Source organism: Streptosporangium sandarakinum (assembly GCF_013409935.1).
GTDB classification, from domain to species: domain Bacteria; phylum Actinomycetota; class Actinomycetes; order Streptosporangiales; family Streptosporangiaceae; genus Streptosporangium; species Streptosporangium nondiastaticum.
The window spans coordinates 1,653,422-1,679,388 of sequence record NZ_JACCCO010000002.1; the positions used below are offsets into that span (position 1 = coordinate 1,653,422).

Consider the following 25,967-nt stretch of genomic DNA (forward strand, 5'->3'; position numbering starts at 1 on the left):
GAACTCCGGACCTAGATGGACCGTTCGAGGATGTGCCGCATCGGGGTGAAACCGGCCGCCTCGTAGAAGGCCCGTGCGTCGGCGTTGAAATCCCACACGTCGGTGAGCAGGCTGGAGCACCCCTCCCGTCCGCCCGCCGTACGCACCGCCTCGACCAGGGCGGTGGCGACGCCGGTCCGGGCCGCCCGGGGATCGACGGCCAGGTGCTCCAGGATGACGAAAGTCCTCGGCCGCACGAGGGCGTCGCCCGGACGGTCGGCGATGACGGCGAGGGCGTAGCCGACCGGCCGACCGGCGAGGTGGGCCACGAAGGCGCGGACGTCCTCGCGGGCCAGGTGGGTCTCGAAGATCGGCACCAGTTCGGCGTGGGCGGCCCCGGAGCGGAAGACGTCCGGCCGGTTGCGGGCGTGGACGGAGTGGACGAAGTCGTTCAGCCGGGCCAGCAGGGCGGCGTCCCGGATCGAGGCGGGACGGACCTCCGGCGCGGGACGGGGTTCTTCGCCGGCCGGGGGCACGGACTGAGGCGGGGACGCGGGTTCGGTGGGTGTCATGGCCCGGATGGTGACGCACGCCCCGCGACCGGTGCCACCCGTTTTCCGCCCGGCCCGGCGTGCGGCGCCTTCCAGAGAAAAGGCCGGCGTTTTCCAGAGAAAAGAGCTGCGCGCCCGTTCCGTGGTGGAATCGGGCGCGCAGCCGGGACGTTCCCGGTTCGCCGATGTCTCGTTCAGGTGCGGTGCCGCGGATACTCCGCCTTACCCGGCACCGGGTCCTGCCATCCGCCCGGGAGTGGGAAACGGGTCCGTCCCCGTCCGCGCACGGTCACGCGCGGAGACGGTCTCAGTCGTCGTCCTCGTCGTCGCAGTCCTTGTGGCCGCGGCGGTCGTTGTCGAAGAAGTCCTGCAGGGCCAACGCCAGGAAGAACTCGTCGTCATCGTCGCCGTTGCCGACGCCCAGGGGGATGCCCACGCCCCCGGCGGTGACCGGAGCCACGGACGCGGCCTGAGCCGGAACGGTGTAGGCACCGGCGAAAACGACTGCGCCGAGAGCGGCCGCGGCGAGCGACGCGGCGGTCTTGATTTCCATGCGATCCTCCGATTTTCAGGAGGACAGATTCGTCCTCATGAGTTACCGACGCCCTAAGAATGCCCATCGTCGGATACCAAAAGAAACCGCAAAGCACTTATACTTCGGCAAAGCCGGGAAGAGGTACATAAATAAGAAGTGAATTGGACATTTCGGCTTATTTCAGGATGAATCGCGTTCCGCCAGGAATGAAGGCCCGGCGTTCACCGGCCGCCGGGCCGACTCCCGGACCCGCGCTCCGCCGGGAAAAGAGCCGGAGACCTGGGCAAAAGATGGCCGAGCGCCTTCCGAGGGATGGGAACGCGGCGGGTTACGTTGGGGCGATGAACTCTGGTTTCGGGCATTTCGCCACGCACGACGCGGTCGGCCCCGCCGTGATCGCCAGACTGGTCGAGGAGCGCGGCCACGAGGCGCTGCTCTTCAGCATCACTTGCGAGGAATCCCGGGCCGCCAAGCCCGGGAGGAATCGCATACGGCGCCGCACGTGTCGGCCCGAGCGGGTGAACTTCACAGCGTGAAATTCGTTGTACAGGTCCAGCCGTTCCCCACGCCCGCCCAGGAGGCGGCGCCGGCGGACGCGTTGCGCCTGTGCAACGAAGCGGCCGGCATCGTCTCCGGCGTCGCGTGGGAGACGCAGGCGTTTCGCAACTACGACCTGCGCAGGCCGCTCGCCCAACCGATCGCCTTCCGCTCCGACGCGGCACAGCGCCACCGCTCACCTCGGTGAAGCCGCAGCCCCGCTGCAGCTCATCATGGGCAAGACACGGCACAAGAACCCCCGCACCGCCATACGCCACCTCGAACCCGGCGTGCGGTGCCTTCCCCACCGGACCGGCGCCCAGCGCTCTCCCGGGTGATCCCGCTTCCGCCGCTTTCCCCGGGCGGCCGTGCTCCCGCGGCTTCTCCGGGTGTGGCCGTGCTCCCGGCGTCCCCGGGTGACGGCGTTCCCCGTGTCTTCCAGAGAAAGGACCGGCGTTCTCCAGAGAAAAGAGCTGCGCGCCCGTCCCGTAATGGAATCGGGCGCTCAGCCGGGACGTTCCCGGTTCGCCTGCGTCTCGTTCAGGTGGTGTGCCGCGAATACTTCGCCCTACCCGGCACCGGGTCCCGCCGTCCGCCCGGGAGCGGGAAACGGGTTCTGTCCCCCTCCGCACATGATCATGCGGAGACGATCTCAGTCGTCGCCACCGGCGGTGAAGCTCTCGGCGTGAGTAGCAACGGCCGACTGAAAGAGCACTGCCAGAGCGAGAGCCTCGAAGCCGTCGTCATGGGAGGTCCTCAAGGACCTGGGATCGGGCACAACGCTCTGGGCCTGAGCCGGAACGGTGTAGGCACCGGCGAAAACGACTGCGCCGAGAGCGGCCGCGGCGAGCGACGCGGCGGTCTTGATTTTCATGCGATCCTCCGATTTCAAGAGGACAGATTCGTCCTCATAGGCTACCTACGCCCCAATAATGCCCACTATCAGATACCAAAGGAAACCGAAAAGCATTTATGCTTTAGCAAAGCCGGGAAGAGATGTATAAATAAAAAGTGAATTGGACATTTCTCCTTATTTCGTGTTTAGTCGTTCTCTCCTCGGAGGGAAAACCCGGAGATCCCCGGCCGCCAGGTGGACTCCGGGGCCCGTGCCTCGTTGCGGTTCCGGGCCGGTGACCTGGGGAAAAGATGGCCGGGTGCCTTCCGGGGATCGGGGACGCGGCGGGTTACGTTGAGGTGATGGACTCTGGTTTCGGGTATTTCGCCACGCATGATGCGGTCGGCCCTGACGTGATCGCCAGGCTGGTCGAGGAGCGCGGCCACGAGGCGCTGCTCTTCAGCGAGCACACCCACATCCCCGCGGGAGAGAAACTGCCCGAGCGTCCCGAGGGCGGCGAGCTGCCCCGCAAGTACTGGCACACCTACGACCCGTTCGTCGCCTGCACGGCGGCCGGACTCGCCACCACGCGACTGCGCGTGGGCACCGGGATCTGCCTGGTGCCGCAGCACGACCCGATCGGCCTGGCCAAGACGGTGGCGAGCGTGGACGACCTCACCGGCGGGCGCTTCGAGTTCGGGATCGGGGCCGGGTGGAACGACCCGGAGATCCGCAACCACGGCGTGGACCCGGCGCGGCGCTTCGCGGTGATGAAGGACTATGTCCGGGCGATGCGGGAGATCTGGACGCACGACGATGCCTCCTACGAGGGGGAGTTCGTCGCCTTCGGCCCGATCTGGTCGTGGCCCAAGCCCGCGCAGCGTCCCTGTCCGCCGATCCTCGTGGGCGGAACGGGGCCCAAGGTCTTCGACCGGGTGCTCTCGTACGGCGATGCCTGGCTGCCGAACTACTCCGCCGGCATCCTGGATCGGGTGAAGGAGCTGTTCCGGCGGGCCGACGACGCCGGGAAGAGCGTCGAGGTCATCATGATGTCGGCGCCCGCCGACCCCGACGTGCTCCAGGCGATGGAGGAGGCGGGGGTCAGCCGGGCGATGGCGTGGCTGCCGTCGGCCGGGCCGGACCGCGTCCGGCGTGAGATGGACGCCTTCGAGACGGCGCTCGCGGAGGCCCGCGGCGAGTGAGGGGCGCCGGGTGAGGGACACGGCGGGTGAGGGACGCCGAGTGAGACTCCCGGCGCCCCGTGACATCGGGGGGAAACCGCCCGGTGCCCGCGAGGGTCCCGGTGTGGCACGCTGTCCCGGACAGCGCACGCCAACACGGGATAAATCGCGAAATGACCCACAGGGACGCCACCGGCCAGGGCAGCGCCATGGACCTGCTGGAACGGATCGGCTCGGTGGTGCTCCCGGTGGGCATCGCGCTCTACGCCCTGCTGTACCTCGGCGTCCAGCAGATGTACGGGATCTTCAACATCAGCCCCGAGCAGGCGGGCATCGACCAGGCGACCATGTTCGGACGCCTGGTCGGGTCCCTGGTCCTGCTGATCCTGACGGGTTCGCTGGTCCTGGGCGCGCTGGTGGCCGTCTGCTGGCTGGTGAACAGGGCCACGCTGGGGCACGCGGCCAGGCTGGCCCGCGCCGTACGGGCACGGCCGTGGGCGGCGGCGACCCTGGGCGCGGTGTGGTGCGGCGCGACGTACTGGGGCTTCCTCGGCTACCTGGACCTCGACGAGGGCGCCGGGCTCGCCTCGATCGTGCTGGTCGCCGCCGTCATCGGGACCGTCTCCTTCCTGGTGCCGTTCCGGCTGCTGCGGCGCCGCCCGACGGGCCGGGCCGGGATGCGGGTGGTGATCGCCGCGTTCACCGGCATCGGGCTCGGCTTCGCGCTGATCGGGCAACTGGAGGCGGACGCGGAGGCGCTCGCCGCCACGGGACGGGGAAGCATCGTGCTGAGCCTGGCCGGCTTCCAGGACCAGTGGGTGGTCGCCGTCACCCCCGCCAAGGGGACTCCCCTGTACGGCGGGACGCCCCTGCTGCTGCTCGGCGAGCACGAGGGCACCTACGCGTTCTACGACTGCGCCCGGCGGGAGACCTTCCGCCGCCCGATGGGCGCGACCGTGCTCCAGGGGATCGAGCTGGAGCCCGACCACGAGGGCTTCACCTGCGGCGAGCCCGCCCCCGCGAAGAACGCCGCCGCTGAGAGGACCCCCGCCGAGGACGCCTCCGCCGGGAACGGTTCCCCGAGGACCGGCTCGGCGAAGACCGGCTCGGCGGAGAGGGGTCCGATGGAGAGGGGTCCGGTGAGGACCGGCCCCGGAAGGATCGCCACGCCGGCCCCTTCAGCCGGCCAGGGCGACTGAGCGCAGGAACCCCGCGACGGCGGCGGCGACGCCCTCGGGGTCGGCCGCGTAGACGAAGTGGTCGGTCCGCAGTTCCACGAGGCGGGTGCCGGGACGCCGCTCGACCATGGCCCGGGCGTCCTCGGCGGAGATGACGCCGCCCTCGGCGGCGCGGATCAACAGGGCCGGGCAGGTGCTCGCCGTCCAGTCGGCCCAGTGGTCGCCGCGGTTGGACTGCTCGGACTCGTGGATGTCCTCGGGGTGGAACGGCAGGCGCCAGCTTCCGTCGGGGTTCTCCCGCAGGGCGTCGGCGAAGAACGGCGCGAAGTGGCCCATCCCCTCGATCATCGCCTCGCGGGTGGGCGCCTCGTACGGCAGGGCGAGCACGAAGGCCAGCGGGTCGGGGCCGCCGTCCAGGCCCAGCCGTACCGGCGCGTCCATGTTGACGAACGCGGAGACCCGCTCGGGGTGGCGCGCGGCGAGCTGGTAGGCGTTGATGCCGCCCAGTGAGTGGCCCATGACCACGGTCCGGTCGAGGCCGAGGTGGTCGAGCAGGGCGACGACGTCGGCGACGTATCCCTCGCGCGAGTAGTCGGCTGCCCGGTCCGACTCACCATGCCCGCGCTGGTCGGGGGCGACGACCCGCCACTCCGGGGCCAGCGCGGCGGCCACCCGGGCGAAGCTCGCCCCCTCGGACATGTGGCCGTGCAGGGCGATGAGGGGACGGCCGGGGCCGCCGAAGTCGACGTAGGACAGGCGTCGCCCGTCGATGCGGAACTCGGCCCGGACGGGGGCGGTCACCTGGGGGGTGCTCTGGTTCATGGCTGACCCTTTCGCGGTCTCGCGGTCACGCCCCGGTGGCGTGTGCTCGGAACGTTACGCCGATTTGGGCATACGCGCAATACATATGCCTAAGGCGTGCGCGCAAGGGCATGCCGCCGGGCGGAGAAGGAGGCCAGTAGCATCCCGGCATGGGAAATCGCGAGGATCTGATCGCCGGCGCCCGGCGCTGCCTGGAGGAGAAGGGTTGGGCGCGGACCACCGTCCGCGACATCTCGGCCGCCGCCGGAGGGGTCAGCATGGCGGCCATCGGCTACCACTTCGGCTCCCGGGACGCGTTGCTCATCGCGGCCCTCATCGAGGCGATCGACGAGTGGGGCAGCGAGACCGGGCGCACACTGGCCGCCTACGGCGAGGCGGGGTCCTCCTCGGCGGAGGAGTACGAGGCCATGTGGACGCGGATCATCGAGTCGTTCACCGCCAGCCGAAGGCTGTGGCTGGCCAGCATCGAGGCGGCCCTTCAGGCGGAGCACTCCCCCGAGCTGCGGCGTCACCTGTCGGGGAGCCAGCAGGAGGGGCGCCGCGGGCTGACCGCGCTGCTGTCGGGGGTCCCGGAGGAGGAGGTCCCCGACGCGGTGACGCGCACGCTCGGCTCGGTGCAGATGGCGCTGCTCTCCGGCGTCATGGTGCAGTGGCTGATCGACCCGGAGAGGTCGCCGACCGGCCCGGAGGTGGTCGAGGGACTGCGGGCGCTGGTGGACGTCATCGGCCCGCCCCCGGCCTCGGGCACGGCCCCGGTCTCGTGACCGCCCCCGGGACCGGATGACGGGCCGCGCGGTCAGGCGGTCTGGTAGACGGGGTCGTAGGTGAGGCAGTCGGCCCCGTTCTCCCCCGCTCCGACGGTGATGCCGGGAGCCTGGCACTCGAACTGGTCGTTGTGCCGGCAGTCGGCCATCTTGCACGCGCCGACCCGGCCGGTGCCGCCCGGGTCGCCGCCCTTGACCGAGTCGGTGAAGAAGGTGTCGCAGCGCGCGTGCCGCCGGTCGCCCACGGTGATCGCCAGTGCGTGGCACCCCTGGTTCCTGTTGTACGCGCAGGCTTCGGCCTGACATCGGTTCACGATGGGCATCTCCATCGGAAGTCCTCCTCGCACCCTTGAAGAAACATCACGCTGAGTAGGAGGTTCGTACCGAAAAGCGACCTTCACCAAGCCCGACGCGGCCCCAAATCTTCACCAGCCATCGTTCCGGCGCTCCGGCCTCGGGGTCCCCCGAGCACTCCGATCGCCGCGTTCCACCGGGCACCGCGCCGCTCCGGCACCGACCGCGCCGGGACGCCTCCCCGGTGCCGCGCCTCACCAAGCCCGGGTCCCGCCGAGTCCGCGTTCCGCCGGGCGTCGTACCGTGTCACATCGGAAGCCATACTTTTTCCAGAAATCTCGGTTGAGACGTAACACCGCGCCGTACCCGGACAGGTGCAAGGTGACGAGCACCCGGCGAAAGGCGACAGCGTGGGCCCCCCTGACCCGAAGGGGCGCTTCGAGGAGATCTACGAGGCGCACTACCCCGACCTGCTCGCCTACGTGCGACGCCGTACCGACTCCCCCGACGACGCCGCCGACGCGCTCGCCGAGACGTTCACCACGGCCTGGCGGCGGATGCGCGACATCCCCGACGGTCACGACGCGAAACTCTGGCTGTACGGGGTCGCCCGGCGGGTCCTGGCCAACCGGCGGCGCGCGGAGACCCGGCGGTCCGCGCTGGCCGTACGGCTGCGCGCTGAGCTGACCGTCTGGGCCGAGGACCTCGTGGAGGACGACGCCGACGGGGTGCGCCAGGCGTTCATGCGCCTGCGTCCCGAGGACCGGGAGCTGCTCGCCCTGGTCAGCTGGGAGGGTCTGAGCGGCGAGGAGATCGCGAAGGTGCTGGGGTGCTCGCACGGCGCGGTGCGGCTGCGGCTGCACCGCGCCCGCAGGCGGCTCGCCAGGGAGCTGCAGGCGGAGGGGCTCGACATGGCCAGGTACGGCTCGCGCGCGGTCGCGCTGGTGAAGGGTGGATCCGGTGCCTGACATCGACCGTCTCGTCGCCGGGATCGCCCCGGACCCCGGCCCCGGCATGACCCCCGGCGCCAGGGAGCTGCTGGACGAGATCACCGCCATGCCCGTTCCCGCCGCCGGCGGGCTCCGCCGATGGCTCGCCGTCCCTCACGGTCGCCGCTGGCAGGGCCTCTCCCGGCCCGCCCGGCGGTTCGCCGCGCCCCTCGTGGCCGGGATCGCCGCCGCCGTGACGATGCTGAGCTGGGCGCTTCCCGGCCTGTTCGGCACCGCCCCGGCCTCGGCCGCCCTCGACATCAGGCGGGAGGGCGACAACATGCTGATCATGGTCAGGGACATGTACGCCGCCCCCGCCGCCTACCAGCGCGAGCTACGGGACCGCGGCCTGCGGATCTCGCTCATCCTCGACCCGGCGCCGTCGAGCCTCGTCGGCCGGATGATGGTGATGGACCGGCGCTCCAGTGGTCTGTCCAACGTGGAGCTGCGGCGCAGGAAGGACCTCATCAGTACGATCGACCGTCCCGGGGGCTGTGATCGGCCGTGGGGGGACTGCCCGATCGGGATCAGGGTCCCCGTCCGCTACCGGGGACAGGCCGAGATCTCCCTCGCCCGCCCGGCGCGACCGGGTGAGATCTACCGGTGGCGAACCAGTCTCGCCGCGCCCGGCGGGCTGCTCCACTGCGTGCCCTTCATCAACCGTCCCCTGTCCGAGGTGCGGCCACTACTGGAGAGCCGCGGCGTCACCGTGAAGACCGTCTTCTACGGCGGCAGGCAGGCGGGGAAGCCGGTGCCCGGCCGGTGGTACGTCCACGACGCCGTCCTGGAGTCCGCGACCTCGGCGCTCGTACTGGTCCGGCCCACCAAGAAGGATCTCGCCCCGTCCGAGGCGGTGGGCGCCCCGGAGAACATGTGCCGGAACGGCTCGCCGAAGGCCGGCTCCTCCGACCCGAAAACGGGGGTCTCGTGATCGGTACCTCTCCGGGGGGTTCGCCGGAGGGCGAGCCCTCCCACCCGAAATCGGGGACCTGGTGACCGGGTCCTCCCCCTCGGAGGACCCGCTTCACCTGACGGCTCCCTCGGAGGACCCGCTTCACCTGACGGCCCCGTCAAAGGATCCCGCCTCCGTCTGACGGCCCCGCCGGAGGACTCCGCCTCCGCCTGAGGGCTCCTCGCCCTCCCCCGCTCTCCGGGGATCGCCGCCCTCCTGCTCCCCGGAGAGCTCTCGCCCTCCGCGGCCCCGCGGCCGGGCGCCCCTTTCCTCGCGTTCCCTCACGGCGCCGGCTCCGCGCCGCGCGCTCTCCTCGGCATGCCCGACCGCGGCACGCCCGACCTCCGGCACGCCCGACCCCGGTGTACCCGACCCCGGCGTACCCGACTTCGACATTCCCGGCTCCGGCGTACCCGGCTCCGGCGTACCCGGCTCCGGCGTGCCCGGAAAGACGATCGGACCCCGCATGTTCACAGACACCCGCCCGGCAACGGCCCCCCGGCCGCTCCGCCCGTCCACCGCCGTCCGCCGCCCGCTCGCCGCGGCCCGTCACGCGCTCGTCGCCGTCCGCCGCGCGCTCGCCCGGCACCGCGTGTTCACGGTGGTCCTCGTCCTGGCCGCCGCGCTGCGCGTGATCACGATGCTCGGTTACCGCCCCGCGCAGCTGTACTGGTACGACTCCTTCACCTACCTCGACATGGCCGTCCACCTGCGGCCGTCCGCGTCGTTCCACCCGATCGGCTATCCGCTGCTGCTGCGCGCCCTGTGGCCGTTCCACAGCGTGACGGTGATCGCGGCCGTTCAGCATCTCCTGGGCCTGGCCACCGGGGCGGTGATCTACGCCTTGCTGCGCCGCAGGTCCCTGCCCGGATGGGGGGCGTCCCTGGCGACCGTGCCGGCCCTGTTCGACGCGTCGTTCTTGCGGCTGGAGCACGGGGTGCTGTCGGACATGCAGGTCATCTTCCTGATCGTCACCGGGGTGGCCGCGCTGATGTGGTCGCCCAGGCTGTCGCCGCGGGCCGCCGCGGTGGCGGGCCTGCTGTTCGCGGCGGCGGCACTCACCAGGACGATCGCGCTGCCGCTGCTCGTCCTGGTCCTCCTGGTGCTGGCCGTACGGCGGGCCGGGTGGCGCCCGCTGGCGGCCCTGGCGCTCGCCGGGACACTCCCGCTCGCCGCCTACGCGGGCTGGTACCGCGCGCACCACGGCGCGTTCGCGCTCAGCGGCGCGGACGGGGTGGCGCTGTGGGCGCGCACCATGACGTTCGCCGACTGCTCGGTGATCCACCCTCCCGCCGAGGAGGCGCGGCTCTGCCCCAACGGCACGGTCGTGGACGCGGCGTCGGAGTACGTGTGGGCCCCCGGCGCCTCGCTCAACCGGCTTCCCGGCGATCGGTTCTCGCACAACGCGCTCGCCCGGTCGTTCGCGCTGCGCGCCATCGCCGCCCAGCCGCTCGACTATCTCCGCGAAGTGGCGAAGGACACCTCGCTCGCCTTCCCCTGGACCCCCGTCCCCCACCCCAAGCGGGTCAACGCGGCCTTCGGCTTCGCGCTCGGGGACTGGGCGCTGCCCGCCCAACCGTTGATCGACCAGGTCAGGCGGGAGTACGACCCCGGTATCCGGGGGCTCTACTCGGTCCGGCCGTACGCGGACTTCCTGGTCGCCTACCAGTACCCCGCCTACCTGCGCGGCCCGATGCTGGCGGCGATCCTGCTGACGGGCGCGGCCGGGGCGGTCTTCCGGTGGCGCTCGGTGATGCTGCCGTGGGCGGTGGCGGCGGGGCTGCTGGTGGGTCCGGTGGCGGTGCTGGACTTCGACCACCGCTACGTCCTGCCGGTCATCCCGCTCGCCTGTCTGGCCGCCGCGCTCGCCGTACGGGAGGGGGCGGAGGTCCTCCGGCCTGTGCTGCGGCGGGTGCGGAGATGAGCCCCGGACACCCCGGCTACGGCCCCGCCGCAGGCGGGCGGCGTGACAGGGCTTCGCGAGAAGGGTGTCCCGGGGCGGATGTCCCGGCGTGGCTCTCCCGGGCCGGGTTCCGGAACGGGCGTCCCGGGGCGGGCGCGGCGGGCGCTCCCGCCGTAACCGGGCGGCTCCGCGGGGTCAGGGGATCCCGGTCGTGCCGGGATCCGGGGGTTCCGGCCGTGCCGGGGTCAGCCAGAAGTGATCATGAGTGCCAGGCCGAGCAGCACGATGACGGGGATCAGCCACACCACGGCCTCGACTGCGAACTCCTTGTACACGGTCAATTTCTCCTTTTAGGTCCTGCTCAATACCTGGTTCCAGCCATGGGAAGCATATGCGTCTACCGGGATGACGTCGCATCGGACCCGGCCCGGCCCGGCTCCGCGCCCGGCCCCGCGGCCCGTCCGGCGCCGCGCGCGACCCCGGAACCCGCCCGGTGTCTCAGCCGGGTACGGCCCGCATAGTCCGCCGACGGCCGGGTACGGCCAGCACAACCGCCGACGGCCGGGTACGGCCCGGCCGGAACGACGGTGGTCCGGTGCGGAACGGCCGGGACGACGGCGACGCACGGCGCGGCGCCGGAGACGAGTCCCCTTGACCGGCGGACCACATGATGAGAAGACACAGAGCTGGTAGGAGGACATATGACGATGAAGAGCGCGGGCGAGGAGCAGGTGAACATCGTCGACGAGCGGCTCTACCTCGGCAGGGGCTTCGCCGACGACGAGCGCCCCGGGATCGTGGAACGGTTCACCCCGCTGGAGAAGCGACTGCGCTCCCACCCGCTCAGCTCGGTCGACCTGCTGCTGAACGTCAAGAACCGCGACCGGGCCGAGCAGAAGGTCACCCTTGAGTGCCGGCTGGCGGGCGCCGACCCGCTGGTGGCGACCTCCGGCGAGGAGGACATGACCTCGGCGCTGAACGAGGTCCGCGACGACCTCCTGCAGCAGCTCGACAAGCTCAAGACCAAGCGCGACCCCCGGCAGGACCGTCACCAGCAGCGCCGCCCCTGACACCGCCGGCCCGCCGACCGGCCGGGGACGGCCCGGCCGGTGATCGGGGCGGCCGGAGATCGGGGCGGCGACCCGCCCGGAGCGCCCGGCCGGGGACCGGACGGCGTCCGCTCGGAGGATCCGGACGGCGGAGGGCGCCGGCCCGGGTTCAGAGGGCGGAGCCGCCGGTGGCGTCGAGGGTCGTGCCGGTGACCCAGCGGGCGTCGGCGGAGGTGACGAAGGCCACCACGTCGGCGACGTCCTCGGGCGTGCCGACCCGGCCCAGGGCCGCGAAGCCCGCCGCGTACGCCTGGGCCTCGGGGTCGCCGCGCAGCCAGTCGGCGTTGATGTCGGTGTCGACGAACCCCGGGGCGACCGAGTTCACCGTGATCCCGCGCGGCCCGAGCTGCTTGGCGAGGGTCCGGCCCATCACCTCGATCGCCCCCTTGGTCCCGGTATAGGCGATGGTCCCGGGGAGGGCGATCCTGGTCACCCCCGAGGTGATGTTGACGATGCGCCCGCCGTCCCGCATGAGCGGGAGCGCCCGCTGGATGATGAAGAGCGGCGCCTTGACGTTCACCGCGTACACCCTGTCGTACAGCTCGGGCGTGAGCTCCTCGATCGACGCCGAGGCGTTGACCCCGGCGTTGTTGACCAGGATGTCCAGTCCGTCGATCTCCGGTTCCAGCGCGGCGAAGAGCGTGTCCACGTCTCCGGGCACACCCAGCTCGGCCCGTACGGCGAAGGCCCGGCCCCCGGCCCCGGTGATGGCCTCCACCGTCTCCTTGGCCGCCACCTCGTCCCTGCCGTAGTGGACGGCCACCCGCACACCGACCCGTCCCACCCGCCCGGCTGCCTGGTGATCAGCGCGGCGGTCAACTGCGGGCCGGGGTCGGCGGACGTACAGGAGAGCCTGCGCCGGCTCAGAGAGGCGGGCAAGGCGGCGATCGCCGAGCGCATCGCCGGGGACGTCGCGGCGGGCCGGCTTCCCGAGGACACCGACGTCGGCGCGCTGGCGACCTTCTACGCCGGTGTCCTCCAGGGCATATCCACCCAGGCCCGCGACGGCGCCGGCCGCGAGGAGCTGGAGCGCGTCGCCGACCTGGCCATGCTCGCCTGGCCCGCGGGAGACGGCGACCGCGGCGGACCCGGCCCGGACGACGCGGAGCGACCCGGCCGCGCGGACTGACCGGCTCGGGCGGCCCGGGGCGACCGGGCCGTCCGGGGCGACCACCCCGGACGGCCGGGACCGGGCGGACCGGTCGGTCCGGGCGGCCGGGCCGGGGTCACTGGTTCTTTGCCGAGCTGTCCTCCGGCGCCGTGTCGCGCGTGGTGGCGCGAAGCCAGCGCGTGCCGTACGGCTCCAGTGTGAACCTCACCCGGCCGTCCGGGGGAAGTTCCTGGGTGCCGTCCACCAGCAGGTCGACGAGCACGTCGCAGTGGCCCAGGTCCTTCAGCACGAGCTCCACCTCCGCCTCGCGGCCGGCGAAGTTGTGCACCGCCACCACGGTGCCGCCCTCGGCGTCGGCCCGGTGGGCCAGTACGGCGTCGTCCCCGGTGTCGAGCACCTCGTAGGAGCCCCAGGCCAGTTCCGGGGACTCGCGGTAGCGCTCGATCAGCAGCGTCATCCAGTGCAGCAGCGAGTCCGGGTCGCGGCGCTGGTCGCTCACATTGACGTTGCGCGGGCCGAACCTCCCGTCCGGGGAGGGGACGGAGACCTTCGGGTCGGGCGAGAAGCCGCCGGAGGGCGACCACTGCATCGGGATCCGGACGGCCATCCGGCCCTCGCCCGCCAGGTTCTCGCCGAGGCCGATCTCCTCGCCGTAGAAGAGCACCGGCGTGCCCGGCAGGCTGAACAGCACGCTGTAGGCCAGCTTGAGCCGGCGCGTGTCGCCGTCGAGCATCGGCGGGAGGCGGCGGCGCAGGCCCCTGCCGTACAGCTGCATGTCCTTGTCCGGGCCGAAAGCGTCGAAGACCTCCTGCCGCTCGGCGTCGGTGAGCTTGTCCAGGGTCAGCTCGTCGTGGTTGCGGACGAACATGGCCCACTGGGAGTCGTCGGGCGGCTCGGGCCGCTCGCGCAGCGCCTCGGCCAGGACGCGGGGGTTCTCGCGGGCCATCGACAGGTGGAACCGCTGCATGGCGATGAAGTCGAAGCACAGGGTGACCTCGTCGCCGTTGCCGTCACCGAAGTACTTCATCAGGTCGGGGTAGGGCAGGTTCACCTCGCCGAGCAGGATCGAGGAGCCGTCGCGGCGGTTCATGAAGGCGCGCAGGTCGGCCAGGAACTCGTGAGGGTCACCGTTGATGTCCTCGATCAGGAACGGCACCGCGTCCACCCGGAACCCCGACAGCCCCAGCTCCATCCAGAACCCGAGGATGCGCGCGATCTCGTCGCGCACCTCGGGGTTGCCCGTGTTCAGGTCCGGCTGGAAGCGGTAGAAGCTGTGGTAGTAGTACTGCCCGGTCTTCTCGTCGAGCTCCCAGACGCTGTCCTCCTTGTCGGGGAAGACGATCGCCTTCGGATCGAACGGCTCGGGCTCGTCGCGCCAGACGTACCAGTCCCGTTTGGCCGAGTCGCGGCTGGACCGGGCCTCCTTGAACCAGGGATGCCGGTCGGAGGTGTGGTTGACCACCAGGTCGGCGATCACCCGGATCCCCCGGTCCCTGGCCGTGCGCATGAACTCCACGAAGTCGCCCAGGGTGCCGAGCCGGGGGTCCACCGAGTAGAAGTCGGTGATGTCGTAGCCGTCGTCGCGGTCCTCGGTCGGGAAGAACGGCATCAGCCAGATGCAGGTCACCCCGAGCCGGTGGAGATGGTCGACCTCCTGGGCGAGTCCCCGGAAGTCGCCGATGCCGTCACCGTTGCCGTCCTTGTAGGTCTCGACGTCAAGGCAGTAGACGACGGCGTTCTTCCACCACAGGTCGGCTGTGTAGGTCATTCGCATGCATCCGCACTACCCCCGCTTGACGATTTCATGAGGAAAGCGCGGGTCGCGGAGTACGGCCCCGCATGGAAAAGCCGTGGAGCCCGGATCGCATGGGAATGGCGCGGACCGTGAAGCCCGCGCCTTCCCGTTCGTCCGGTGCCCGCCCACTCCGCCGGCGTGCCGGTCACGTGTGCGACCCGTCGGCCGGAGGGCCCTTCACAGGGCCCTCCGGCGCCTCGCACGGCCGGTGGAGCGGGATGTCCCCGCTCAGGGCGGTGGGATCAGCACAACGGGACGATCGCGGTGGTGCAGACCGCGCCGACCGGGTAGGCCCGGACGACCCCCACGACGGGACGGGTGTAGAACACCGGCCGGGTGTACACCATCGTCCTCGGGTAGACGACCTGCTTGGGCGGATAGACCACGGTCACCTGCCCCACGGGGCCCTGCAGACCGGTCACACCGGATGTCCCGGCGGGTCCGGGCGGGCCCTGCGGCCCCTCGGGTCCGGGCGGGCCCTGCGGCCCCTCGGGTCCGGGCGGACCTGTCAGGCCGATGTCACCCTGCGGGCCGATCGGACCCTGTGGACCGATCGGGCCGACGTCACCCTGCGGACCGGGCTCACCCTGCGGACCCTGCGGACCGACGTCGCCCTGCGGGCCCTGAGGACCAGCGGGGCCGATGTCACCAGGCAGACCCTGCGGACCGGGCTCACCCTGCGGGCCCTGCGGACCCTCCGGACCGACATCACCCTGCGGACCCTGCGGACCGACGTCGCCCTGCGGGCCCTGAGGACCAGTGTCACCCTGCGGACCCTGAGGACCAGCGGGGCCGATGTCACCAGGCAGACCCTGCGGACCGGGCTCACCCTGCGGGCCCTGCGGACCGACATCACCCTGCGGACCCTGAGGACCGGTGTCACCCTGCGGACCCTGAGGACCGGCCGGACCGGTGTCACCCTGCGGACCCTGCGGACCCTGCGGACCAGTGTCACCCTGCGGACCCTGAGGACCAGCGGGGCCGATGTCACCAGGCAGACCCTGCGGACCGGGCTCACCCTGCGGGCCCTGCGGACCGACATCACCCTGCGGACCCTGCGGACCGGTGTCACCCTGCGGACCGGCCGGGCCCTCCGGACCCTGCGGACCGACATCACCCTGCGGACCCTGCGGACCGGCCGGACCGGTGTCACCCTGCGGACCCTGAGGACCGGTGTCACCCTGCGGACCCTGCGGACCCGCCGGACCAGGCTCACCCTGCGGGCCCTGAGGACCGGTGTCACCCTGCGGACCCGCCGGACCAGGCTCACCCTGCGGACCGGGAAGCCCAGGCAGACCCTGCGGACCGGTCATGCCCATCGGACCCATCGGACCCATCGGGCCTTCCGGACCCTGCGGACCGGGAAGCCCGGGCAGACCCTGCGGGCCGGCGGGACCAGCCGGGCCGGCCGGACCGCGCTCGCCCTGCGGGCCCGGAAGGCCGGGCAGGCCCTCGGGTCCGGACTCGCCCTGCGGACCGGCCGGGCCCTCCGGGCCCTGCGGACCCGCCGGGCCCTGCGGACCGACGCCACCCTGCGGGCCGACCGGACCCGCCGGACCGGACGGACCGGACGGACCCTGCGGACCTGCCGGGCCCTGCGGACCGGTGTCACCCTGCGGGCCGACCGGGCCCTGCGGACCGACCGGTCCGGGCGGGCCCTGCGGTCCGGCCGGGCCCTGCGGTCCGGGAGGACCGGGGGGAACGGCACAGAGGGACTCGGGAAGACGAAGCCACCTGCACAGCAGGATGTAGTTGCCTGCCGCCACGGGCGGAGCGGGAGCGGGAGCGGCCGCCGGCGGGGTGGGGGCGGGACGAGGCACCGCCGTACCCCACGACGAAGTACAGAACGAGTGGAAGGTCACCATGAGCGGGCTGTCGTCACAGAAGGGGTCAGGACCCCCCTTGCTGCTCTGCACCTGCTTCGGCACCTGCTTGGGTGCTGTGTCGGCGAACGCCGGAGCGGACGCCTGGGCGAGGACGGCCCCGGCGAGTGCACCGCTCGCCAGGACGCTTTTCATAAGGGTAGCCACGACGTCTTCTCTACTCTTCCGGCGCTCGCAAAAAACCCGGTGCGGGCACTTTTGAACCACGGCGGAGAATCAGGAAACAGTGTCCCCCGGAATCGTTTGACACACCTGACAAGGAGAGCGCGTTTCTTTACCCATCACCCCCGCAAAACGTCGAATAAAAGCAGATTTCCTTAACGACTGACCAGCTCCGCCAAATGCCTTATCGCGCCCGATGCCGACAACATCGGTGAAGTCGTTAAAAAGCCATAAAGCCGCACATCATCCTGAAAGGGAAACGCTCCATAGAAGCGGGACGGAAGCGTTGCCGCCCCCCGGCGGGGACTCCCGACGGGGAAGCTGCGGACCCACGGTCTCCCCAGGGCCGCGATCGCCCGCTAATGTGCTTGACGCCCGATCCCCCGCTTCCGGAAGGCGGACGCACCCATGACGAACGACTACGCGACGACTTTCAAGATCATCGACGTCGACGGTGACGGCCTGATCTCGCTTGAGGAGTTCACCCGCCTCATGGAGGTGCTCGGCCAGCCGGTCACCCCCGAGACGGCTCGTGCCGCCATCGCCAAGCTCGACCAGGACGGCGACGGGCTCATCTCGCTTGAGGAGTTCGCTGGATATCTCCGGTAGGCCGGAGGGACGCGCCGTCCCTCCCCGCTCTCCGCCGGTCGCGCCGGGCGCGGATGGGCGCCCGGCCCGCGGATCCCCCTTGCAGGCCACGACGGGCCAGCCACGGACCGGACGCAGTTCAGGTCCATTCCCGGCTCTCCGGACCGTGACACCTGCCGGAACCACCGCTCGTCGGCGGCCGCATGCCCATATCCTCCTCGCCCCGGACATTCCGTACTCCGTTCTCAGGTCCGGTGGCTTTTCGGCCGCTCGTCGGCCGGGCCGGGCCTGCGGACGTAGACGGGGTCCCCGGGCCGGATCATGTCGTAGATCGGCCTGGCGTTGTGGAGCGGAATGCGGATGCATCCGTGCGACGCCGGGTGCCGGGGCACCTTCTCGGAGCCGTGGAAGCCGATCTCGCCGTTGAAGTAGACCGTGTAGAACTGGTCGCCCAGCGGTCCGCTGGTCCACCCGGGCGTCCGCAGCCAGGCGCGGAAGTCGCCGGTCGGCGTGACCGCGACCCCGCAGTGGCCCTTCTCGCAGTAGTGCTCGCCGTTCCCGGTGGAGATGTGGGTGACCAGCTCGGGCCTGTCGTTCCGCCACACGGTCAGCAACTGCCGGCGCAGGTCGATCTCCACCCGCGTGGGACCGCCGGACGGCACCAGCGGTCTGATCCGCGCGGGGTGGGCGAGCGCGCGCCAGGTGGGGCCGTCCACCTCGTTGACCGGGGGCAGCCCGTTCGCCTTCTGGAAGGCCCACACGGCCGCGCGCATGGCGGGGCCGTACGTGGGGCCGGGCGGGCCCTCGTCGAAGCCCAGCCGGCTCAGCCTCCGCCGGACCGCGAGGACGATCGTCCCCTCCGCGCCGGGCCGCAGGACCGGGAGGCTCACGGCGGCGCGCCCGCGGCCGGAGACCGGCCGCCCCGGCGGGGCCGCCAGGGCACCCGGGGCGCCGGGGACTTCCGGCGAGCCCGCGGAGCCCGCGGGCACCGGAGGACGCGACTGCGCGACGTCGCCGGGGGAGAGCCGGAACGGCAGGACCGCCGCCAGCAGGAGAGCCGCGTTCGCCGTCAGCAGGCAGCTAATGGTCTTTCGCATTTTCCACGCCCATCCGCGGTAAGAGGAGAACTCTCAGAAAGAGCGCGAGTATCGCCGCTCCTCGACGGCCGTCCGCACCAGTCCGACGGCCTCCCGGGCGCACCCCCAGGAAAAGCTGAATCCGGCGCCGCCGTGCGCGAAGTTGTAAACGACCTGGTCTTCCTCGTCCCATTCCAGGCAGACGTTCTCGCTGCGGAACGGGCGCAGGCCGACCCGCACCGGCTCGTCGGGGTCGATCCTGGCGCGGCGCAGCGCGGGCATGAACGCGAGGCACCGCTCGTACATCTCGCGGATGGGGGCGTGGTTCTCCAGATCGATTCCGGTGTCCCACTCGTCCTTTTCCGCCAGCCCGCCGAGAACGAGGAGATTCTGGTTCCGCGGGACGATGAAGACGATGTCCTGCTCGTCGTGGCGCTCGTCGTGGGAGACGCAGTGGGCCTCCTCGATCCGGGGGCCGCGCAGGCCGCCGTTGCGGACCCGGACGAGCGCGCCGCGCAGCGGGTACATGGGGACGCCGCGCAGCTCGGCGGTGCCGAGCCCGGCGCAGCAGACGACCAGTCCGGCGCCGAACCGCTCGCACAGCTCGTCCCGCCGGGCCGCCAGCGGGCCCTCGACGCGGTGCCGTACCACCCGTACACCGTGGCGGACGACTTCGCGCATCAGCCACACCATGTACCGGTCGGTGTCGATCATGGGCGCCAGGTGGGAGTAGGCGTCGACCACACCGTAGTCGGGGTTCACGCCGTTGCGCTCGGCGAGCGCCGGGTCGCGGAGGAAACCGCGGACCTTCCCGGCGAGCTCCCGCATCTTGTGCAGATCGTGCGGGTTCTCCTCGACACGGTGCCGGAAATAGAAATTGGATCTCCGCATGGCCACCCCCGGCACCTTGGCGCGGGCCATTTCCTCGAACATCCGGTACGAGGTGAGGCACCAGTCCTTGGACCGGGCGAGCGATATCTCGTCGTGGTGGTACCCGCACACCGCGGGCGGCCACTCCCACAACGCCCCCGCGACGACCGAGACGATGTCGGGCGCGAACCTGTCCGCGACGACGGTGACCCGGAAACCCTCTCTGGCCAGACACAACGCGGTCGTCAATCCGCTTACACCGGCCCCGACAACGAGTATTCTCTCCGAATTCGCGCGCACCTGAGAACGCCTTCTTCCTGGATTCTCCCGGATCGACCGGTATTTCGGCGCGACCGGCCGCGAAAAAGCCGCCCCGCCGTCCCACTCAAACGCTCCAAGGGTAGATCCGGGCGCCGACGCCCCCCGGAGCGTCGGCGTGTCCGGGAAATCCCGCGAACGGCCACGGAACCAGGACGAACGATGAACGATCAGAGAGATCGCCTGGACCGGACGCGGGTAACCCCGGCGGCCCGCCGAATGATCCGATGACGGCCGATCGGTCCCGGGCCGACCTTCACCGGCCGATCGGCGCCATCGGCCGGGTGGAAGGTTGACGCTTTTTTGGCACGGCCGCAGGAATGCACGGCTCCCGGTCCGGGCGCAAGGGGGGAGATTGCCTGCGTTGCTCGGCAAGCTCGCCTATTCGCCCCCGGTGGTATCGATGGGCGGAGGCGGCCGGGTGAATCCCGCTTGTACGGGATCCTGGCGGCAAGGAGGGGATTGGGCCCCGCATGACGGACGCCCCGCCGAAGAGCCGGCGGGGCGTCCCGGGTCAGCCGCCGATCCGCCGCCGGGTCCGCCGGAGCGACGCCCGGACGGTGGTCGGACGGTGGTCGGACGGTGGTCGGACGGTGGTGAGGCGGCGGTCAGGCGGTGGTGAGGTAGACCTGGCTGACGACCTCGGCGAGCTTCTTCAGGTCACCGGCCGCGTCGGTCTCCGGCGTGGCCGGGTCGTAGATGGCCGCGATGCGGCGCTGGACCGGGGCGAGCTTCTTCAGTTCGTCCCAGGCGGTCAGCCGGTTCACCGTGCCCTGGGCGGTCCGGACTCGGGTCCAGAGGTTCACCTGCTGGGCGGCGCCGTCCTTGACCGGCGCGGACACCCGCATCGCGACCTGCTCGGGGGCGACCTGGCCGACGACGCCGGTCTCCTCGGCGGCCACCTGGGTCAGGACGTCCCAGGCGCGGGCGCGGACCTGGATCCACTGGTTGCGGTGCGCCTGCTCGGCGTCGATCTTCCAGGTCTGGTAGCCGCCGTACAGCAGGCCGGTGTCCAGGGAGAGCTGGTCGAGGCGCCCCGCGTTCACGTAGCCCTCGACCTTCTCGGGGGTGAGCAGCGGGTACCGCTTGGTCATCTCGGTCTTGCAGGCGGCGTCGGCGCCGCAGGCGAACTCGGGGACGACCGTGTGGACGCCCAGCCGCTTGCCCGGGGCCGCCTGGCGCAGCGCGGCCGACGCGCCGGCGACGAAGGCGGTGACCTCGGCGTCCGTCGCGAACGTCTTGTTGTAGCCGAGCTGCGAGGTGAAGCGGATCCCGGTCACCTCGGGCCGCGCGGCCAGCGCCGCGACGCGCTTGACGGCCGCGGCGAAGTTCGCCGGGCCCGCCTTCCAGTCGTCGGCCAGCTCGGTGTCGAGCCAGACGCGCAGCCCACCGCTCCGGGCGGCGGTCACCGCCTGGCCGGTGGGGGTCTGCGCGGCCGCGGTCACCTCCTGGGCGGTGGGAGCCTGTACGGCGGGCTGGGCGCCCTGCGTGCCCTGGGTGGTCGCCGGGGTGGCCGTCGTCTTCGCGCCGGTGCCGCCGGGGCCGGTGAAGCTGCCGTTGTCGGGCCCGGTCACGCTGCCGTCGCCGCCGATCCCGTGCCCGTCGGTCGAGCACTGCCGGCCGCCCTCGCACTCGGGGGTCCCGCCGTCCTCGGCGCCCTCCGGCCAGGGGGAGCCGTCATCGCCGACCGCGCCGTCGCCCTGGAGCTCCGCGCAGTAGTTGCCGGGGGCCGAGCAGTCGATGAACTTGCCCTGCAGCGGGGTGGCGTCCTTGAGGTTGGCGCCGTCGTCCTTCAGCCAGAACTTCGCGATGTCGAGGGCCTCGTCGGGCTTGGCCAGCCAGTGGCACACCACGTACGCCGGGGCGTCGGCGCTCAGCAGATCGTTGCAGCTCCGGGGATCGTCCTGGGAGTAGGCGGCGACCGCGGGAGTCACCGCCCCGATGACCGTGAGCATGGCGCCGACGGCCAGGGTTCGCCGCAGAGTGAGTCGCATTCTTAAGCTCCCGGGTGAAGCCGGTCAAAACGATCGTTTGGCACTCTATCCGGATCATCCCTATCTCAACAGGTTTTGTCAGGAAGTCAGCAGACTCCCCCTCGCCCCACCGGCCCGCCCCGCACGCAGCCGCCCGGACCGTTTCCGCACCGCCCGGCCGTCCCGATCGCGGACCGGCACCGCCCTGCCCGGCCGCCCGGCGGCGGGGCGCCGATAATCGAAGCATGATCCCCGTACGGCGGGCCCGCTGATGGCGGCCGAGTCCTCACAGACCCTGGAGCGCGGTCTCCGGCTGCTCCGCCTGCTGGCCGACGGCCGGCGTGGCCGTACCCCCACCGAGCTCGCGACCGAGCTGGAGCTGAGCCGCCCGGTGGTCTACCGCCTGCTCACCACGCTCCAGAACGAGGGTTTCGTCCGCCGGGGCGGCGACGGCCGGGTCCACCTGGGGTTCGGGGTGCTCGTGCTGGCGCGGGCCGTACAGCCGCTGCTCCGCGAGGGCGCCCTGCCGACGCTGCGCGGGCTCGCCGAGGAGGTGGGCGCGACGGCGCACCTGACCGTGGCCGAGGGGGACGACGGCCTGGCGGTGGCGGTGGTGGAGCCCTCCTGGACCGACATGCACGTCGCCTACCGCGAAGGGTCCCGCCACCCGCTCGGCCGGGGCGCGGCCGGGCACGCCATCCTCGCCCTGCGGCAGGGCCGTACCGGCTATGTCGTCACCGAGGGCCAGCTCCAGGAAGGCGCCCGCGGCGTGGCCGCGCCCGTCACCGGCCTGCCCTGGCTGGAGGCGTCCGTCGGGGTCGTCGCCTTCACTCCGCTCGACCCGGCGGCCGTCGGCCCCCGGGTCGCCGCCGCGGCCGCCGAGCTGGGCCGCGCCCTCGCCTGAGGGAACCCGCCGGGTCAGGCGATCGGTTCGAGGAACTCCAGGCGGTTCCCGTGGGGGTCCTCGCTGTGGAAGCGCCGCATTCCCGGGAAGTCGTCGTCGAAGGTCACCGGGTGACCCGCCTCCGTCAGGCGCCGGGCCCACCCGTCGAGGTCGCGGACCAGCAGGCCGGGGTGCGCCTTGCGCGCCGGGCGGAAGTCCTCCTCGACGCCGAGGTGCAGCTCGATGCCGTGCCCGCGGAACCAGCAGCCGCCCCGCGCGGCCAGGACGGGTGGCTTGGGGATCTCGGCCAGACCGAGCACTCCCCCGTAGAAGTCCCGCAGGGCGGGCTCGCTCCCCGGCGGGCAGGCGAGCTGGACGTGGTGCAGCATCACGACTCCTTTCTATATCTTGATATCAAGATACTTCGTCCGTGAATCGCACCGTCATCCATCGCTCCACTCGGTCACCGCTCCGAGGCCGCCGGTTCTTCGGGGCGGGAGCGCGCCCGAGCCCCCGGGGTGTCGCGGTAGAGGTCGCGCAGCAGCAGCGTCTCCGCGCCGTGGTGGACGACCTCGCGGTTGACGTGCAGGACCAGCGCGGCCATGGGGTGGTCGGCGAACGGGCCCTCGGCGGGGCCGCAGGGCCGGGACAGACCCTCGGCGCCGAGCTCCCGCACGCCGTCCGCCCAGGCGGCGTACACCTCGTCGAGCTGCCTCAGAGCCTCGCCCGCCGTACCGGCGTAGGGGAAGGTCGGGTACTCGACGGCGGGTCCCCCGAAGTGCGCGGCGGCGCGCGCCCCCAGGACCCCCACGATGATGTGGGCGAGACGCCAGGCGATCGTCGTCACCGGCGGCGGACTCGGCTCGGGGCGCACGAAGTCGATCACGAAGTCTCCGTTCCCGATGGCGCCGGACGCGGCGCCGTCGCCGCGGGGCCGTACGCTCCAGCAGCCGGCCACCGGCTCCCAGAGGTACTCCTCGTCGGTCAGGCCGTCGAGTCGGGGCCGCAGGTGGTGCCGCCAGTGCCAGTCGAGCTGGTCGGAGAGCAGGTCGTTCCAGTCCAGGGTCGTACCGGGATGAGTCATGGCGGGACGATACGAACGATCGGGGACCGTATCGGTCCTCGATCTCTGGCAATCTCGGTCCATGTCCCACACACCGGCGCTGGACACCTCCGCCAGGCTGCTGAAGCTGCTGTCCCTGCTGTGGTCGCGCCGGGACTGGCCGGGCGCCGAGCTCGCCGCGCGCCTGGGCGTCACCCGCCGCACCGTCCGGCGCGACGTGGAACGGCTGCGCCTGCTCGGCTACCCGGTCAGCGCCACATCGGGTGTGGCGGGCGGATACCGGCTGGAGGCCGGGGCCACGCTGCCGCCGCTGCTGCTCGACGACGAGGAGGCAGTCGCGGTGGCGATCGGGCTGCGCCTGGCGGCCGGCGGCGCCGTCACCGGACTGGAGGAGACCTCGGTCCGGGCGCTGGCCAAACTGGAGCAACTGCTCCCGGCTCGGCTGCGGCGCCGCCTGACCGCGCTGCACGCCGCGACCGTGCACCTGCCCGGACGGGCCGCGGCCGTGGACTCCGCGGCGCTGTCGACGCTCGCCGGCGCCTGCCGCGACCGGGAACGGCTGCGGTTCGCCTACCGTGACGCCTCCGGCGTCCCCAGCGACCGTACGGTGGAGCCGTACCGGCTCGTCCACGCCGGGCAGCGCTGGTATCTCGTCGCCCTGGACCTCGTGCGCGACGACTGGCGCACCTTCCGGGTCGACCGGATCGGCGCGCTGCGGCCGACGGGAGCCCGCTTCACACCGCGGGAACCTCCCGACGCCGCCGCGTTCGTCGCCGCCTCCGTGTCCACCGGCCCCTACGCCTTCACCGCCCGGGTACGGCTCGCCGCCCCGGCGGACGCCGTCGCCGGGCACGTGCCGCCGACGGTCGGCGTCCTGGAGGACCTCACCGACGGGACGTGCCTGCTGACCACCGGATCGGACTCCCTGGACGCCCTGGTCGCCCACCTGATCCTCATCGGCGTGGAGTTCGAGGTGCTGGACCCGCCCGAGCTGGCCGACCGCGTCCGCGCCACCGCCGGCCGCCTCACCCGCGCCGCCCCGGTCCGGCCGACGGACGGGTTCCGCGGACGGGTTCCGGGGTCAGTGGCCGGTCCGCAGGCCGAGACCGCCGTTGACCGGAACGACCTCTCCGGTCATGAACCCGTTGGTCGCGACGAGCAGGACGGCCTCGGCTACGTCCTCGGGCCGGCCGACGCGCCCCACCGGCAGGGCCGCGGCGTACTCGGCGAACATCGCCGCCCGCCGCTCCTCCGGCAGGCCGGACCACCACGGGGTGTCGATCACGCCGGGTGAGACCGCGTTGACCCGCAGCGGGGCCAGCTCGGCGGCCAGCGGCGGGACCATCGCCTCCAGCGCGCCGTTGATCGCGGCCAGGCCGGCGGTGCCGGGCAGAGCCGCCCGCGCCGAGGATGCGGTGAGAAGGGTGACCGATCCGCCCTCGGTCATCCGGGGCAGCGCCGCCTGAAGGATCCGCAGGTACGGCCAGACCTTCCGCTCGAACCCGTCGCGCAGGCCGTCCAGGTCGAGGGTGGCGAACGGCCCCGCGCCGGAACCGCCGCTGAGGGCCAGCACCAGGTGGTCGTACCGGACGTCCTCGGCGAAGAAGTCGCTCACCTCCTCGGACGAGCAGCCGTCCACCCGCCGCGCGGTGACCTTGCCACCGATCCGCCCGGCCGCCGCGTCGAGCCGTACGGGGTCGCGGCCGGTGATGACGACCTCGGCGTCCCGCTCGGCGAAGAGCCTGGCGACGGCCTCACCGATCCCCGAGCTGCCGCCCATCACCAGCGAACGCCGTCCGGACAGCGACATGGGTCGCTCCCTTCGATTTGTCGATACCAAGAGTCTCGACAAATCATTGCCGAGACTAAGAGTCTCGTCAAGTAGGATCAGGACATGCAGACCGGCAGCGGTGATCAGGCCGCCCGCCGCCCGCACACCGGGCGGCGGCGCAACGAGGCGGCACGGCGGGCGATCCTCGACGTCGTCGTGGATCTGATCGGGCGGGACGACGACGCGCCGGTGACGATCGACACGATCGCGGCGGCGGCGGGGGTGGGAAAGCAGACCATCTACCGCTGGTGGCCCTCCAAGGGGGCCGTCCTGCTGGAGGCGATGACCGAGCGCGCCGACCTGGACATCCCACCGCCCGACACCGGGACGCTCGCCGGAGACCTGGAGACGTTCCTGCGCGCGACGTTCCACCTCGCCGGACAGGCGACGATGGCCCGTCTGCTGCGCAAGGTGATGGTGGAGGCGCAGCTCGACCCCCAGATGGGAGAGGCGACGCGGAGCTTCCTCGCCCGGCGGCGGAGCGCGCTGCGGGGCCTGTTCGAGCGGGCCGCCGAACGCGGCGAGACCGCCTCGGGCACCGACCCGGACCTGCTGGTGGACCAGGCGTTCGGCGTGCTCTGGTACCGGATCCTCGTCGGTCACGCCCCCCTCACCGAGGCGTCCGCCACCGAGCTGGCCGGGGCGCTGACGGCGCAGGCCGTACGGCGGGCGCCCGGCGAGCCCGGCTGACCGCGCCGGAGGCGGGGCACGGCCGGGCATGTTTGACAGGGCCCGGACCGGTGGCGGAAGGTTGTACGTATAAAGGACAGTAGTGTCCGATAAGC

The 25,967-nt window shown here is 72.0% G+C and carries 28 protein-coding genes and 1 pseudogene; 14 read left to right on the forward strand and 15 right to left on the reverse strand.

The window, feature by feature from the left end; translation table 11 throughout:
* Window positions 1–11 precede the first annotated feature (11 nt).
* Both HDA43_RS25995 and HDA43_RS26000 read right to left on the reverse strand, forming a co-directional pair.
* The gene (locus HDA43_RS25995) at window positions 12–551 is read right to left on the reverse strand and encodes a GNAT family N-acetyltransferase (protein ID WP_179826002.1); all 540 of its coding nucleotides are present in this window, start codon (window positions 549–551) and stop codon (window positions 12–14) included.
* Window positions 552–837: 286 nt separating this feature from the next.
* Entirely contained in the window at window positions 838–1,083 is a 246-nt protein-coding gene (locus HDA43_RS26000; protein ID WP_179826003.1) for a hypothetical protein, read from the reverse strand.
* Window positions 1,084–1,406: 323 nt separating this feature from the next.
* Here HDA43_RS26000 and HDA43_RS26005 point away from each other — a divergent pair, with 323 nt between their 5' ends.
* Window positions 1,407–1,601 carry a hypothetical protein gene (locus HDA43_RS26005; protein WP_179826004.1) on the forward strand — a complete coding sequence of 65 codons (195 nt, stop codon included), beginning with the start codon at window positions 1,407–1,409 and terminating at the stop codon, window positions 1,599–1,601.
* A complete protein-coding gene (locus HDA43_RS26010) occupies window positions 1,598–1,810 on the forward strand; it encodes a hypothetical protein (RefSeq protein ID WP_179826005.1) in 213 nt (70 codons plus the stop codon). Before HDA43_RS26005 ends, HDA43_RS26010 begins: the two co-directional genes overlap by 4 nt.
* A gap of 444 nt (window positions 1,811–2,254) precedes the next feature.
* On the opposite strand, the gene HDA43_RS26015 is transcribed toward HDA43_RS26010, so the two are convergent.
* Entirely contained in the window at window positions 2,255–2,476 is a 222-nt protein-coding gene (locus tag HDA43_RS26015; protein WP_179826006.1) for a hypothetical protein, read from the reverse strand.
* Window positions 2,477–2,799: 323 nt separating this feature from the next.
* On the opposite strand from HDA43_RS26015, the gene HDA43_RS26020 reads away from it, so the two are divergent.
* Both HDA43_RS26020 and HDA43_RS26025 read left to right on the forward strand, forming a co-directional pair.
* Window positions 2,800–3,639, forward strand: a complete 840-nt coding sequence (locus tag HDA43_RS26020; RefSeq protein WP_179826008.1) for an LLM class F420-dependent oxidoreductase — start codon at window positions 2,800–2,802, stop codon at window positions 3,637–3,639.
* Window positions 3,640–3,791: 152 nt separating this feature from the next.
* Window positions 3,792–4,817, forward strand: a complete 1,026-nt coding sequence (locus tag HDA43_RS26025; RefSeq protein ID WP_179826010.1) for a hypothetical protein — start codon at window positions 3,792–3,794, stop codon at window positions 4,815–4,817.
* On the opposite strand, the gene HDA43_RS26030 is transcribed toward HDA43_RS26025, so the two are convergent.
* Complete coding sequence (locus HDA43_RS26030) at window positions 4,797–5,618, reverse strand: alpha/beta fold hydrolase (RefSeq protein WP_179826012.1); 822 nt, start codon at window positions 5,616–5,618, stop codon at window positions 4,797–4,799. The two genes, HDA43_RS26025 and HDA43_RS26030, sit on opposite strands and share 21 nt — an antisense overlap.
* A 149-nt stretch (window positions 5,619–5,767) precedes the next feature.
* Here HDA43_RS26030 and HDA43_RS26035 point away from each other — a divergent pair, with 149 nt between their 5' ends.
* Window positions 5,768–6,382, forward strand: a complete 615-nt coding sequence (locus HDA43_RS26035) for a TetR/AcrR family transcriptional regulator (protein WP_179826014.1) — start codon at window positions 5,768–5,770, stop codon at window positions 6,380–6,382.
* A gap of 32 nt (window positions 6,383–6,414) precedes the next feature.
* Here the strand turns inward: HDA43_RS26035 and HDA43_RS26040 are convergent, their stop codons facing one another.
* On the reverse strand, window positions 6,415–6,711 hold the full coding sequence (locus HDA43_RS26040) for a DUF1540 domain-containing protein (RefSeq protein ID WP_179826016.1): 297 nt from the start codon (window positions 6,709–6,711) through the stop codon (window positions 6,415–6,417).
* 375 nt (window positions 6,712–7,086) lie between these two features.
* On the opposite strand from HDA43_RS26040, the gene HDA43_RS26045 reads away from it, so the two are divergent.
* From HDA43_RS26045 to HDA43_RS26060, 4 genes are all read left to right on the forward strand, one after another.
* Window positions 7,087–7,644 (forward strand): RNA polymerase sigma factor, encoded by a 558-nt coding sequence (locus tag HDA43_RS26045; RefSeq protein WP_179826018.1) that lies wholly within the window; start codon window positions 7,087–7,089, stop codon window positions 7,642–7,644.
* Entirely contained in the window at window positions 7,637–8,596 is a 960-nt protein-coding gene (locus HDA43_RS26050; protein WP_179826021.1) for a hypothetical protein, read from the forward strand. Before HDA43_RS26045 ends, HDA43_RS26050 begins: the two co-directional genes overlap by 8 nt.
* Before the next feature lie 487 nt (window positions 8,597–9,083).
* Complete coding sequence (locus HDA43_RS26055) at window positions 9,084–10,541, forward strand: hypothetical protein (RefSeq protein ID WP_179826023.1); 1,458 nt, start codon at window positions 9,084–9,086, stop codon at window positions 10,539–10,541.
* A 680-nt stretch (window positions 10,542–11,221) separates the two neighbouring features.
* Complete coding sequence (locus HDA43_RS26060) at window positions 11,222–11,590, forward strand: HPF/RaiA family ribosome-associated protein (protein WP_179826025.1); 369 nt, start codon at window positions 11,222–11,224, stop codon at window positions 11,588–11,590.
* Window positions 11,591–11,738: 148 nt separating this feature from the next.
* On the opposite strand, the gene HDA43_RS26065 is transcribed toward HDA43_RS26060, so the two are convergent.
* Entirely contained in the window at window positions 11,739–12,392 is a 654-nt protein-coding gene (locus tag HDA43_RS26065; RefSeq protein WP_218912417.1) for an SDR family oxidoreductase, read from the reverse strand.
* On the opposite strand from HDA43_RS26065, the gene HDA43_RS26070 reads away from it, so the two are divergent.
* Entirely contained in the window at window positions 12,381–12,758 is a 378-nt protein-coding gene (locus HDA43_RS26070) for a TetR family transcriptional regulator C-terminal domain-containing protein (protein ID WP_179823447.1), read from the forward strand. The two genes, HDA43_RS26065 and HDA43_RS26070, sit on opposite strands and share 12 nt — an antisense overlap.
* A gap of 97 nt (window positions 12,759–12,855) precedes the next feature.
* Here HDA43_RS26070 and HDA43_RS26075 read toward each other — a convergent pair whose 3' ends face one another.
* From HDA43_RS26075 to HDA43_RS34510, 3 genes are all read right to left on the reverse strand, one after another.
* Window positions 12,856–14,508, reverse strand: a complete 1,653-nt coding sequence (locus HDA43_RS26075; protein WP_246424509.1) for an alpha-amylase family protein — start codon at window positions 14,506–14,508, stop codon at window positions 12,856–12,858.
* Window positions 14,509–14,777: 269 nt separating this feature from the next.
* A complete protein-coding gene (locus tag HDA43_RS34505; RefSeq protein WP_218912418.1) occupies window positions 14,778–14,957 on the reverse strand; it encodes a hypothetical protein in 180 nt (59 codons plus the stop codon).
* A gap of 86 nt (window positions 14,958–15,043) precedes the next feature.
* Window positions 15,044–15,805 (reverse strand): hypothetical protein, encoded by a 762-nt coding sequence (locus HDA43_RS34510; protein ID WP_218912419.1) that lies wholly within the window; start codon window positions 15,803–15,805, stop codon window positions 15,044–15,046.
* Window positions 15,806–16,988: 1,183 nt separating this feature from the next.
* Between HDA43_RS34510 and HDA43_RS26085 the strand changes: the two genes are divergently transcribed.
* Window positions 16,989–17,189, forward strand: coding sequence for an EF-hand domain-containing protein (locus HDA43_RS26085; protein WP_179826028.1), 201 nt, complete (start codon window positions 16,989–16,991; stop codon window positions 17,187–17,189).
* 224 nt (window positions 17,190–17,413) lie between these two features.
* Here HDA43_RS26085 and HDA43_RS26090 read toward each other — a convergent pair whose 3' ends face one another.
* From HDA43_RS26090 to HDA43_RS26100, 3 genes are all read right to left on the reverse strand, one after another.
* Window positions 17,414–18,265, reverse strand: a complete 852-nt coding sequence (locus tag HDA43_RS26090; RefSeq protein WP_179826031.1) for a L,D-transpeptidase family protein — start codon at window positions 18,263–18,265, stop codon at window positions 17,414–17,416.
* A 33-nt stretch (window positions 18,266–18,298) separates the two neighbouring features.
* On the reverse strand, window positions 18,299–19,414 hold the full coding sequence (locus tag HDA43_RS26095) for an FAD-dependent oxidoreductase (protein WP_179826033.1): 1,116 nt from the start codon (window positions 19,412–19,414) through the stop codon (window positions 18,299–18,301).
* A 626-nt stretch (window positions 19,415–20,040) separates the two neighbouring features.
* Window positions 20,041–21,426, reverse strand: coding sequence for a hypothetical protein (locus tag HDA43_RS26100; protein ID WP_179826034.1), 1,386 nt, complete (start codon window positions 21,424–21,426; stop codon window positions 20,041–20,043).
* Window positions 21,427–21,676: 250 nt separating this feature from the next.
* Between HDA43_RS26100 and HDA43_RS26105 the strand changes: the two genes are divergently transcribed.
* Entirely contained in the window at window positions 21,677–22,309 is a 633-nt protein-coding gene (locus HDA43_RS26105; RefSeq protein ID WP_179826036.1) for an IclR family transcriptional regulator, read from the forward strand.
* A gap of 14 nt (window positions 22,310–22,323) precedes the next feature.
* Here HDA43_RS26105 and HDA43_RS26110 read toward each other — a convergent pair whose 3' ends face one another.
* Both HDA43_RS26110 and HDA43_RS26115 read right to left on the reverse strand, forming a co-directional pair.
* Window positions 22,324–22,677, reverse strand: coding sequence for a VOC family protein (locus HDA43_RS26110; RefSeq protein WP_179826038.1), 354 nt, complete (start codon window positions 22,675–22,677; stop codon window positions 22,324–22,326).
* Between the two features lie 74 nt (window positions 22,678–22,751).
* A complete protein-coding gene (locus tag HDA43_RS26115; protein WP_218912421.1) occupies window positions 22,752–23,372 on the reverse strand; it encodes a DinB family protein in 621 nt (206 codons plus the stop codon).
* Window positions 23,373–23,433: 61 nt separating this feature from the next.
* On the opposite strand from HDA43_RS26115, the pseudogene HDA43_RS26120 reads away from it, so the two are divergent.
* A pseudogene (locus tag HDA43_RS26120) lies at window positions 23,434–24,402 on the forward strand (helix-turn-helix transcriptional regulator); the annotation flags it as partial.
* A gap of 30 nt (window positions 24,403–24,432) precedes the next feature.
* Here HDA43_RS26120 and HDA43_RS26125 read toward each other — a convergent pair.
* Complete coding sequence (locus HDA43_RS26125) at window positions 24,433–25,161, reverse strand: SDR family oxidoreductase (protein WP_246424510.1); 729 nt, start codon at window positions 25,159–25,161, stop codon at window positions 24,433–24,435.
* 84 nt (window positions 25,162–25,245) lie between these two features.
* Here HDA43_RS26125 and HDA43_RS26130 point away from each other — a divergent pair, with 84 nt between their 5' ends.
* Entirely contained in the window at window positions 25,246–25,872 is a 627-nt protein-coding gene (locus tag HDA43_RS26130; protein ID WP_179826040.1) for a TetR/AcrR family transcriptional regulator, read from the forward strand.
* Window positions 25,873–25,967 lie beyond the last annotated feature (95 nt).